Annotated in this window: 7 protein-coding genes; 4 read left to right on the top strand and 3 right to left on the bottom strand. The window is 54.3% G+C overall.

Going from position 1 to position 12,530, the window contains the following annotated elements; all coding sequences use genetic code 11:
- Positions 1-95: 95 nt before the first annotated feature.
- From DKK74_RS02745 to DKK74_RS02735, 3 genes are all read left to right on the top strand, one after another.
- A complete protein-coding gene (locus tag DKK74_RS02745) occupies positions 96-3,029 on the top strand; it encodes a glycoside hydrolase family 3 protein (RefSeq protein ID WP_110412636.1) in 2,934 nt (977 codons plus the stop codon).
- A 1-nt stretch (position 3,030) separates the two neighbouring features.
- A complete protein-coding gene (locus DKK74_RS02740; protein WP_110412635.1) occupies positions 3,031-3,405 on the top strand; it encodes a hypothetical protein in 375 nt (124 codons plus the stop codon).
- Between the two features lie 279 nt (positions 3,406-3,684).
- On the top strand, positions 3,685-4,710 hold the full coding sequence (locus DKK74_RS02735; protein ID WP_181414882.1) for an alpha/beta hydrolase: 1,026 nt from the start codon (positions 3,685-3,687) through the stop codon (positions 4,708-4,710).
- Positions 4,711-4,739: 29 nt separating this feature from the next.
- On the opposite strand, the gene DKK74_RS02730 is transcribed toward DKK74_RS02735, so the two are convergent.
- A complete protein-coding gene (locus DKK74_RS02730) occupies positions 4,740-5,975 on the bottom strand; it encodes an ROK family protein (RefSeq protein ID WP_110412633.1) in 1,236 nt (411 codons plus the stop codon).
- Positions 5,976-6,167: 192 nt separating this feature from the next.
- Between DKK74_RS02730 and DKK74_RS02725 the strand changes: the two genes are divergently transcribed.
- Positions 6,168-7,709: a xylulokinase gene (locus tag DKK74_RS02725; RefSeq protein WP_110412841.1), complete on the top strand. Its 1,542-nt coding sequence runs from the start codon at positions 6,168-6,170 to the stop codon at positions 7,707-7,709.
- A gap of 19 nt (positions 7,710-7,728) precedes the next feature.
- Here DKK74_RS02725 and DKK74_RS02720 read toward each other — a convergent pair whose 3' ends face one another.
- The gene (locus DKK74_RS02720; RefSeq protein ID WP_110412632.1) at positions 7,729-10,986 is read right to left on the bottom strand and encodes a glycoside hydrolase family 2 TIM barrel-domain containing protein; all 3,258 of its coding nucleotides are present in this window, start codon (positions 10,984-10,986) and stop codon (positions 7,729-7,731) included.
- Positions 10,987-11,107: 121 nt separating this feature from the next.
- Positions 11,108-12,184: a LacI family DNA-binding transcriptional regulator gene (locus tag DKK74_RS02715; protein WP_110412840.1), complete on the bottom strand. Its 1,077-nt coding sequence runs from the start codon at positions 12,182-12,184 to the stop codon at positions 11,108-11,110.
- Positions 12,185-12,530 lie beyond the last annotated feature (346 nt).

The raw sequence follows: 12,530 nt of genomic DNA, 5'->3' as shown, positions 1-12,530 counted from the left end.
AAGCGGCCGATATTTGCCAAATGATTTTCCTCAGATTATGTATGTCATAGTCTGGCCGTGGTTCAGCCTAGTGGAACCGTGAGGAGAATACCGAAATGAGCAAACACAGCGCCGAACGAGCTGTGCGTGTTGCCACGGCGGCAACGAGCATTGTACTTGCCCTTTCTTTAGGAGCAGTATCTGGTGCCAGGACATACAGCTCTTATGTGACCACCGTACTTGGTGGGAGCCCTTTCACAATAAAGGATACAGAAAAAGCCAATAAAATTTACGAAGCCAGAGGCAATGGAATGCCCCTCTCCAAATGGAAGACCAAAGCAGACTCGCTTGTACAGACGGTTGCCGGTGAAGGCATCGTGTTACTGAAAAATGATGCGAACACGCTACCACTGGCAAAGGGCTCGAAGGTTACTCTGTTTGGCAGATCATCCACCGATTTGGTCCTGGGTGGTACTGGAGCTGGAGGCATAGATCCCGACAGAGCCGTCGACCTCAACAAGGCTTTGACCGCAGAAGGGTTCAAAGTCAACAAAACCATGTGGAACTTTTATCAATCCTACAAGGGTAAGCCTGGTTATATTCGTTCCAATGGAACATACATGGGCACACTACCCAAGGATGTGCATATAGCCGAACCACCCGTCAGCGAATACACAGCAGCCGTTCACCAATCATACGATACCTTCGCAGACGCAGCCATCGTAGTGTTCTCACGCGTAGGCGGTGAAGGCTCTGACATGCCAACTGGTAAATTCGGCGACGGAAACCGATACCTTGCCCTTCAGGACAGTGAAAAGCAAGTGCTCAAGGAAATCCATGACAGCGGAAAATTCGGGAAAGTCATCGCGCTTATCAACACATCCAATGCCATGGAACTCAGTTGGATGGATCAAAACCAATACGGCATCAATGCATCCTTGTGGGCAGGCGGACTCGGACAAAGCGGAGCCAGAGCAATAGCCAGGATATTGGATGGCACAGTTAATCCTTCAGGCCGCCTGGTTGACACCTATGCGTCAAATTCGTTCTCGGCACCTGCCATGCAAAATTTCGGAGACTTCACCTTCACCAATGGCCAAGCTATCAACAAACGTATTGGTCCTGCCAACAAAGGCGACAAATATCTGGTTTATCGCGAAGGAATTTATACAGGATATCGTTATTATGAAACTCGATATGCTGACAGTGTCCTCGACCCGGAAGGGACAAAGGCCAATTCGTCCTCTGGCGCCTTTGCAGACAAAACTTGGAATTACGATCGTGAAGTAGTGTTCCCGTTCGGATATGGTCTCAGTTATGGCAATAGTGAAGGTCATCCTTTCCAGCAACAACTTGTTTCCTCTTCTGCAGACGAGCGGGGAGCGACTTTCGAAGTCAAAGTGACCAATACAGGCAATGTTTCCGGCAAGGACGTCGTACAACTGTATGCACAGCAGCCGTATCAACGTGGGGGCATCGAAAAATCGGCAATTCAACTTGTTGGTTTTGACAAGACACCGGTTCTTCAACCTGGGCAAAGTACTTTGGTCACTATCAAAGTGAAAGCACGCGATTATTCCTCCTACGATGCGCATACTTTGAAAACATATGTTCTCGATCAGGGTGATTTCTACTTTGCTATTGGCAACAATGCCCACCAAGCACTGAATAACATCCTTGCTAGCCGTGGAGCGAATCCCGCAAGAATGGATGAGCATGGTGATCCAGGATGCGTGCATCTGTGGCACAACGAAAAGCCTATCAAGTTGGACAAAGCCTACTCAGGCAAAGTCATCGGCAACATATTCCAATCAGCCGGGCTGGAACATTATGGAAAGCGAACAGGGTATCTGACACGCAGCGATTGGACAACATTCCCGAAACCATACAACAAGCTCAAAGCCACCGATGCGATGATTCATGATATAGATGCCGCTGGCGGATATCAAGCCGGAGACAAGGATACATCGTCGATCACCACTAAGGCCAAAAATGGCTTAACCTTCGCTCAAATGCATAAGGCTCGGTTCAATGATCCAAGATGGGAAAAACTACTTGATCAAATGAGCGTGGATGATTTGGTGACTTTAGTAACACGTTCTGGACAGGTCGCAATTCCATCAATTTCATTCCCTGCTCAATTCATGAAAGACGGGCCTCAAGGCAACAACGTCAGACCATATGTAGAGGATGGAAGCAAGGCAACTGGATATTGTGGTGAGGTTACTGATGCTTCTACATTTAACCGTTCTCTAATACATCAGGAAAACGAAGCAAAGGCAGAGGATTGGATAAGAACGGACACAGCAGGTGCTTATGCTCCTGCGATGAATATCCATCGCACACCGTATTCTGGGCGCAACTTCGAGTATTACTCAGAGGATGGCTACTTGTCAGGCGAATTTGCCTATGAAGCAGTCACGGGATTGCAAAAACACGGTGTTGTGGCCTTTGCCAAGCACTTCGCCATGAATGATCAGGAAACCAACCGGCAAGGCGTATGCACATTTGCTGATGAGCAAACCATCAGAGAGATCTACCTCAAAGCTTTTGAACGACCTTTCACTGATGGCCACGTTAAAGCCACAATGGGCTCGTTTAACCGCATTGGATGCATATGGACGGGAGCGCACCAAAAGCTGATCAAAAACCTGATCAGGGGTGAATGGGGATCTATGGCGATTGTAGATACTGATATGGCTATTAACCCAATCCTGCAGAATGCCGGCGCCGGGTTGGAAGCAGGCAACACCATGTGGGCGACCTCAGCATCCACCTTCCACGACCAGATTGTCAAGCAAGCAGCACACGATAAGAAAATGCTGTCCAATTTGCGCCAGTCCGGACATATCATTCTTTACACCTTTGTCAACAGCAATGGCGTCAATGGTCTGTCCACAGCTTCAAGGGTGGTAAAAGTGACTCCGCCATGGCTGAAATTGGCTTATACGGTAGTTGGGTTGCTATGCGTGATCGATCTTGCACTCTTCATAACCCTGATTCGAAAGAGCAGAAATTCCGCTCATATCACTATTGAAAGCGACAATTGAAATGAATAAGGCGATAACCAATTTTGTTTGCATAGCAACAGCAGCAATCGCTCTTATCACATCACTGGTCTATATAACCTCCAAGGCCCAAGGCCACGTTATTGCGATAATGCTGTTCCTTATACTCGGGGCACTGCTTGAAATACTCTTACTGTTCAACCCGGGCTGGAAGTTTGTGGAGTATATCCCCTTCTTAAGTCTACTTGTAGCCGGATTATTATTTACCAAGTCAGGAGCTGATGAACTTTATGCGATCTTCTCAAAGATGAACATGGAGGGACTCAGCACCTCCTGGATTGTATCAGCCGTGCTCATTGTGGTGACTTTGATCCTAGCTGGTGCTACCACGGTTATTTACCCATACAGAAACAAGTGAAACCTGGCTATGTTCGTTCATATCCGTTCCCTTTTGAACACTCCGGTAGACTGCATCAATGTCGTTGGGACAGGCGCAATTACAATAATCTCGGTACTCGATGTTCTGAGATATGCAACATACGGATCGTTATTGCCTGTATTGACAATCGCATTCGTCGACCTGTGCTCCATACTCCTATGCGTTCTGACCGTAATGACACATTGTTCACCAATACTGATCCTGGTGGTTGGCATAAACCTTGCACTTGGAGATTTTATGAACAATCGGGGAACGGCTATGGACAACATAGCTTTCTTCATTATCGCAGGTATTGCATTTCTAGCAGCTTGTATGGGCAGTTTAGCTATGGCAAAAGGCCATACCAAGATTGATTTGGTTGCCTGCCGGAAAATCCTGGCTGTATTGATTGTGCTTTGTGTAACAGCGGCCACCTTATGGCAGACATGTATGACCCTGGCCAGGGACAAAACTCAAGCCGGGCCAAGTATATGGTCGGTCCCAAGTGAGTTCGAATCAACGTCCAATCACCCTGGCACTGTCCGGCCCCTTGGGTATCGAACCCATGCCTACAGCAGCGACGGACGCGAAGTTCAGAAAACAGCCTACGTTTACCTTCCTTTCAAATACGATCAGCACAAGAGCTACGACATCCTTTATCTCATGCATGGAACAGGAGATAGCGCTAGTTACTGGCTGAAGAAGCATCCCGAAAATGTTCACATGGTTGATCAATTGATCGATCATCGAATCATCAAGCCAATGATTATCGTTACCCCTTCTTTTTATGTTCAAAATGATGCAAAAGACCATCTGGATACCTTGACGTATTCTTTCGCAAAAGAGCTGCGCAGAGATCTTATGCCTGCGGTCGAGTCCCGCTATTCCACTTATGCGAAAAAAATCGATGACCAAGGATTCCGAGCAAGCCGTAATCACCGAGCGTTCGCTGGCCTGTCGCGAGGAGCAGTCACCACCTACCATTCAGCAATAGAGCAAAATCTAGATTATTATTCCTGGTTCGGCACATTTAGCGGCAGCCGAACCAGTGCACATGAGTTCAAAACAACTGCCTGTGCTTACCCGTTTAGCACATATCCAATCCATTACCTATATGCATCAAGCGGTAGTTTTGATTTCGCTTTGGCAGGACAACTTAATGACTACCGTAACCTGCTCAAGGTTGACAACAGACTGGAGCCAGGCAAAAATACCCGATTCGATGTATTTCCTATGCGATACCATTCCTCTGGCAATTGGCATTTGGCCCTATACAACTTTTTGCAGTGTATTTTTCACAATTAAGCCGATTAAGAGAGATATATACAGATCGGTCATGCCGACAAAAAGTCCAATGGATTGTCAATGAACCTGCGCAAGCCCACCTGGGCCGCTCCCCTCAGAGCCGGATAATCAGCCACCAAGGGCATCAACACACGAATATTGACCGCATCCCGTCCAAGAGAAAGCTCATTCAAACGTTGTTCAAGACGATCAGACAATTCAGAGCCAAAATTAGACCAGAACCCTCCTAGAATCACGGTATCGACATCAACTATGTTAATTACGGTAACAATCACAGAGATCATGGCATCCAATCCACGATCTATGGCATCAACTGCGTTGGCATCGCCCTGCTGCCAACGCTTGTAAAGTTCATCCATCGATTCAGACTTCACGGCATCATCCCCGGAAGCTATGCAAGCTGCCTCAACGAGAGCTCGCCGCCCTGCATAGGTTTCCAGGCATCCTCTACGCCCACAACGACAAGTAGGACCATTTAAATCCACAGAAACATGGCCAAGCTCGCCGGCGAAACCGTGATCTCCCGTCTCTACAGAGCCACGACGGACCACCGCACCTCCAATGCCGATATCCGTGGATAAATAGATAAATGAATCTGTAGGGGCAAGTGTGCACTCATGCGAACTTGTCAATCTTTGCGTTGCCTGTCCTGGAATCTGCGATAATGCTGCAAGTCTTGCCTCGTTGCCCGCTCTTGGTGTTAATCGTCTGACCACAGAAAACTGAGTAAGATCCAAGCGTTCCCATCCGAGATTCCTCGCCATGAGCAAAGTATTATCATCGGTTACCAACCCTGGCAAAGCCAGACCAGAACCCACCAGGCGATAGTGCTTATGATTCAGAGCCTTCTCAATAGGTCTAGACAAATCATCGAGTTCATCGAAAATATCCTTAGGATTAGTTCTTCGCATATCGTTGTGAATCCATTTGGCATCGATAACCCTGCCATCCAGATCCAAAGCCATGCACCCGAAACCGTCAGTGTTGATCTGCAGACCTAAACCAGCCCATCTGCCATGAGCCACGGAAAGCGGTGTGCTTGGCCGTCCATGGGTCGTCTGAGAAATATCAGGTTCACCTTCACGAACAACATGATTATTGAGCAGTATGTTTGCCAGGAGCGACATGGTGGCCTTGGTCAGCCCGGTGGCCTTGGCCAGATCCGCCCTGCTGAGCGAGGTAGGCGACCGCAGAATGGTGTCGATGATGACTGAGAGGTTGTGGTTCCTCAAATCATCCTGATTGATAGAGCGCAGGGCAGTCACGGTTCAACAACCTTTCATGAACGAACATAGGCCCGCTGAATCCTGGGCCTCTTCAACATCTTACGTTCGAATCGGACGGCAGGTCAGCAATTGGAGGGCCCGGACCAAGGTCATTTAGTTTATCGATTTAATAATTGAGATACTATGGTGAAGTACTCCAATGACCGGAGCCCAGAAAGCAAGGAGGCTGACATGAATGAGATCCTGGTGGCGGGAGTGGACACATCGACCCAGTCCTGCAAGGTAAGGGTCACCGAGGCCCGGACCGGTCGGCTGGTCCGTTTCGGCAAAGCTCCTCACCCGGCAGGCACCAGCGTTGATCCCATGGCCTGGTGGAAGGCCTTTCAAGAGGCTTCAGCACAGGCGGGAGGTCTGAACGACGTTTCAGCCATCAGTGTGGGTGGCCAGCAGCACGGCATGGTATTGCTAGACCGTCAAGGGCAAGTGATCAGAGATGCCCTGCTCTGGAACGACACCCGTTCGGCTCCTGATGCCGACGAGCTCATCATCCGGCTAGCCAAGTCAAAGACCGGAGAGGCTGGAAGCGCTCAGGCGGAAAACGACGGGGCAAGCAAGAACCCGGACTCGGACCGGAACCTGGCCATGCGCGGCAAACAAGCCTGGGTGCGGGCTGTAGGCTCCTCCCCAGTAGCCTCGTTGACCATAACCAAAGTGGCCTGGGTCAGCCGGGTTGAGCCGGATAATGCCAGGGCCATCGCGGCCATATGTCTCCCCCACGACTGGCTAAGCTGGGCCATCGCCGGTCATGGCCCAGCAGCCAACCCGGGGACCGAACCCGGGCTGGAGGATCTCTTCACCGATCGCTCAGATGCTTCCGGCACCGGCTACTACGACCCCGCCGCCGACCGCTACCGGCGTGACCTTCTGGACATGGCCCTGCCTGAAGACATGGCCGAGCGGGTGATCCTACCTAAGGTTCTTGGCCCCCACCAGGTCGGAGCCAAGGCCGACCCCCGCATCGCCGGCAGGGATGTACCCGGCGGCTGCATCATCGCACCGGGTGGCGGCGACAACGCTATGACGGCACTAGGACTGGCCATGCAGGTGGGCGACGTCTCCATCTCCCTGGGAACCTCTGGTGTCGCTGCAGCGGTCAGCCCGGTTCCAGCATACGATATGAGCGCCTCGGTGACAGGATTTGCGGATGCGACCGGCCACTGGCTGCCCCTGGCCTGCACCATCAACGCATCACGCATCCTGGACGCGGGTCTGGCCGCCCTGGGCACGGATTATGACGGTCTTGCTGAGCTGGCGGAGAAGTCCACGCCGGGTGCCGAAGGAATCACTCTGATTCCCTATTTCGACGGCGAGCGCACCCCCAACCGCCCTGATGCCCACGCCAGACTGGAGGGGCTGACCCTGGCCAACACCACGCGCCCCAACCTGGCCAGAGCATTCGTGGAAGGACTGCTCTGCTCCCAGCGCGACTGTCTGGAACTGCTGAAACGGCTTGGCACCACGGTCTCCAGAATTCTCCTGGTCGGCGGCGGCGCCAAGTCTCCAGCAGTCAGAGCCTATGCCCCAGGAATCCTAGGGATGGATGTCCAGCTGCCGCGGCCGGACGAGTATGTGGCCATCGGTGCGGCCCGCCAGGCAGCCTGGGCTCTGAATGGAGAAGAGGAGCCCCCCGTCTGGTCGGTGAACATCGACACCACGCTGACGGGAGACCCGTGTGAGCAGGTCTACCAGCAGTATCTGCGCTGGCGGGGATGAAAGGCCCCGCAAGCATGGGTCACTTGGAACGGACTCGCAGGTGCAGTCCGAAGACCAGATCGGTTTCATTCAAGCGGTAAGCGGGATCCAGCTCGGGTCCGCAGCTGTTGGAGCCTACGCCGCTTGTGGCATAGTCCAGGCAGAGCACGGTCGAGCCGCACTCCTCCAGCTCGTGGTCGTGCCCTTTGGCGGTCAGCTCCTCCTGCGTGTAGGGGGAGCAGTTGAAGCTAATGGGTCCATCCCCCGCTGCCTGCAGCAGGGAGCAGTCATCCTCCACCAGGACGTAGTCGCAGCCATAATGGGAGCCGTTCTCCTGGGGACGCAGGTAGTGCTCGACCATGCCTGACGCAGTGTCACGGAAGACTCCGTAGTGGCTGGCACGGTGCATGTCCCGGTAGCTCTCGTAGGGCCCATAGCCGCAGTAGGTGACCCGCTGCAGGCTCTTGGGCAGGAAGAGTCGCAGGCCGAACCTGGGCAAATAGGGGAACTCAGGATCCCGATGCAGCTCCATCTTCAGATCCAGCCCACCCTGGTCGCTCAGGGCCCATGTGGCAAGGATACTGCCCATGGGCTGGATGGAGGGTGCTACCACGGACAGTGCAGCCTTGATGGTGGTCAATCCCCTGTCCTGATCGGTCTGCAGCTGACAGGACAGGGCCCTGGTACTAGCCCGGTCATACTCGGCTTTACGCCATTCCTCCTTAATGATGGCATCGTTGTCGATAGGCGCCCGCCAGAGGTTGACCTCCATAGGGGCAGTCAATAGGGAACGGTTGTCGATGCTCATGGATTCCACCATGCCGGTGCGGCGGTTGAAGACGTAACGCCAGTCGGACCCCTCCACATCGAAGCGGGTATCAGTCTGCCTAACCACCGGCCGGTGAGCGCCCCGGGCTCCACTACCAGGATCGGCACTGATGACCCTGGCCACGCCATTGGGGCGTTCAGGCATCCCCATATCCGCAGCTTCAAGCTGGTCAAAGCCCAGCGAATGCCCTTGTGGAAGCACGGGATCGGTCTTGGCCAGGATGTACTCCACCAGCAGGGTCAGACGGCCATGCTCGGGCGGATCCATGGGCGGCAGGCCTACGGTGCCCTCAGCATGGGGTGCGATGTGCAGGCCGGTTCCCCGATCCAGCTCCGGCGTCCCGGAAGCCACCGGCTCCCCATCACACAGGAGGGTCCACGTCAGACTCAGGTATTCATCCAGGAAGGTGAAGTCCAGGTAATTGTGCAGGGTGAGCAGCTTAGTCTGCGAATTGTATCCGACCAGACGGGCCGGGCGGAAGACATTTTTGAACTCCCTGAGGCCGGTGTGGGGCCGCCGGTCGGGATAGACCAGACCATCCATGCAGAAGTTGGCATCATGGGGGTACTCGCCGTGGTCTCCCCCGTAGGCGTAGATCCGATGGCCCTTGCGGTCTCTGCCCTGGTCGATGGCATGGTCTGCCCACTCCCAGATACAGCCGCCCAGAAGCCCGGGATGTGCCTGAATGACCCGGAAGTAGTCTTCCAGATCCCCTGGGCCCAGCCCCATGGCATGGCAGTACTCACAGAGGAAGTAAGGCTTCCGACCTCCATCTCCGTCATCCCCGTGGCTGCTGATGCCGTGAGGACCTTCCGGCGTGAAGTAATCCTCAATTTTCTTGATGCTGGGATACATTCGCGAGGTGATGTCCAGGTTACTGTAATCCAGATCCTTCCGGGGCGAGCCGTGGATGGCCGACTCGTAGTGGGTCAGACGGGATGGGTCCCGAGATTTGGTCCAAGCCAGGGCTGCTTCGATGCCGCAACCGTATCCGCTTTCGTTACCCATGGACCAGATCAGAATCGAAGGATGGTTCTTGTCCCGCTCCACGCTGCGCTGGACCCGGTCGACGATGGCCTTAGTGAACCGAGGCTCGTCGGTGATGCGACCATTCCAGTAATCGGGCTCCTTCCATTCCGGACTGTGATAGAGGGTCTCGATGCCATGGGTTTCCAGGTCGGCCTCGGCGATCAGATAGAAGCCCAGCTGGTCGTAGAGGGCGTAATACTGAGGGCTGTTAGGGTAATGGGAGGTGCGGATGGCGTTAACGTTGTGCTCTTTCATCAGGGTCAGGTCGCGCATGATCTGCTTCTGATCGATGGCAAAGCCGGTGCGCGGATCTCCGTCATGCCGGTTGACCCCGTGGATCTTGATGGAGCTGCCATTGACCTTGACCACCTGGCCGTCCACGCTGATGGTACGCAGACCGATGTACTCGGTAATGACTTCGTCGGGGTGCTCCCCCGGAATGGGCTCATTTGAATCGCCGGCGTCAGATGTGCTGGCTCTGGTCGATAACGTCAGCCGGTAGAGTTCAGGGTCCTCGGCATTCCAGAGGTGAGGATGGTTGACTTTCAGGACAAATTGCGCATGCTCCTTGCAACCCGTCAGCTCGGCCCGGGCCACCTCAACCCCATCGGGATCATTCAACAGAGCCTGGATGTCCAGAGCGGCATCGTCATGACCAGATACGCCGGTCGGATCCAGATCCACGGTCACACAGGCATGATCCATGTTCTCATCGAGGTCGGTGTGGACGAACCAGTCGCGCAGACGTGCCTTGGGCCGACGCAGGATGTAGACATCGCGGAAGATGCCGCTCATGCGGAACTTGTCCTGATCCTCCAGATAGCTACCATCGCACCACTTGAGCACAAGAACGGCCAACTGATTACGGCCCTGCCGCAGATGGTCGGTCACATCGAACTCGCTGGTGGCGTGCGAGACCTGGCTATAACCAATCAGATCTCCATTGACCCAGAGGTAGAAGCAGGAGTCCACCCCCTCGAAATTGAGCAGGGCACGAGGTGCCGAGGGATCGGGCTCGTAGTCGAAGGCGCGCAGGTAGATGCCGCAGGGATTGTCGGCCGGCACCCTAGGCGGATCGAAGGGGAAGGGATAACGCACGTTGGTGTACTGGGGGTTGTCATAGCCCTGGGTCTGCCAGACTCCTGGCACATGGATGGGCTTGTAAACTCCTCGGCCCGCATCCCCAGAAGGGCTGTAGTCGCCTTCGAAGAAGACCGGATCCTCAGCCTCGATGGCGGACTGGACTTCGGCATCCAGCTGGTCGATGCTGGCGTAATAGCGGAAGTCCCAGTCTCCATCCAGATCCAGGTACCGGTCGGAGCGCCTTCGCAGGTCGCCACGCAAGTCCATGGGTGCGCCGGCCGGCACATAGTAGGCACGGTTGGGTTCGGTCCCCACATGCAGTGTGGCTGGATCCTCGTAATAACGTGGTATGAACATGACGACTCCATCCTCCTCGGTGGCCTTGGCAGCAGACGTTTTACAGGTATGACTGTTTACGCTCACATGCGACCATGATACCGGTGCCATGGCACACAATTTCCTACGCCTGTCACAGGCGTCATTGAACCGGACGTGCCGTGCTCTCGCGAATGACCAGCTTAGGTGTCAGGATGCGACGGTTGCCCCCCACCTGCTCCCCTCGGAAGATCTTCAGCAGGAGGTTGGCCACCTTGGTCCCGTAAAGCCCGGCATCACGGTGGACCGAAGTGATGGAGGGATAGGTGCTCTGGCAGATGAAACTGTCCTCGAAGCTGACCATGGCAGGAAGACTCATATAGACCGAAACAGGGACCGCAATCTTATTGTCAGACTCCTGACCTGCCACAGACGCCATTCTGCTTTCCAGCATCGCTCGCAGACTTGCCGCAGCCATGATTTCGTTCTCGTAAATAAAAGCCGTATACGGATTCTTACCCGATGACAGAAGAAGAGTGAGGGCTGCAGCCTTGTCTGGTGTGAAGTCAGTGAACTCCACTTTCGGCTCCCCCAGGTTCCTTCGACGGACGAACTCTTTGAAGGAGGAGACACGGGCGCGGCTATAGTCAAGGTTTTCATCCCCCGACAAGTAGGCAATCCGCGCATGCCCACGCGAGCTCAAATGGTCCATGATCGTCGTCATGGTTCGTGAATCGTCGATCGACAGTGAGGGCAGGTAGTTGTTCGAGTCTGGCCCTCCGGCCAAGACTGCGGGCAGACCCAGATTGTGCAGGAGCCGGGGCCTGGGATCATCGGAGAGAAGATCCACCAGCACCACCCCATCGACGCGCTTGCGCCGGGCCCAGTCCCGATAGGTGTCCAGTTCCTCATCCAACGTGGCGCAGGGGCGAAAGAGCAGGCCGTAGCCCGACCGGCTCAAGGAGGCATGGATGCCGGCCATGAAGTGCAGCATGAATCCTTCAGTCTGGAAGGCATCCATGGACCTGGCGGGAGCGAAACCGACAGTCATGGTCCTTGAACTACCCAAAGCCTGGGCAGCATATGCTGGCTTCCATCCCATCCTGGCAGCTGCTTCGCGAACCCTGCGCTTGGTCTGGACCGAGACTCCGGGCTTGTCATTGATGGCGAAGGAGACCGCGGTCTGGGATATCCCCAGCTCGTTGGCTATGTCCTTTAGGTTGACCCTGGCATCGTCCATTTCCCTATGAACAGACGAGCCCTTTCTGGCTTCTGTTTCTCCGCCATCGGACTCGCCGTCCATGCGCCACCTCATATCAACCATCCTCGTCGACACCCGTGATCCGGCTCGGCCGACTCAGCAGACCAGACTGCCTGCCACACGCTTTGGGCTTATATGAATATCGGCCTTTAACCCTAACTTAGACCCTCATACGCACAAAACCATGGTCAACAACTTCGCCTGAGGCCAAAGCATTTGTTATCGCTCACTTTGTAGCATCAGACAAGACCACGAGTCGAATCTGAAAGCCGCGGGTATGCCGCGGTCAAGATGCTTGGGTGGACCGCTTGGGCAGATAGACGGC

This window comes from Bifidobacterium asteroides (assembly GCF_003202755.1).
GTDB lineage: Bacteria > Actinomycetota > Actinomycetes > Actinomycetales > Bifidobacteriaceae > Bombiscardovia > Bombiscardovia asteroides_F.
This window is presented reverse-complemented; position numbering and strand designations above follow the sequence as displayed.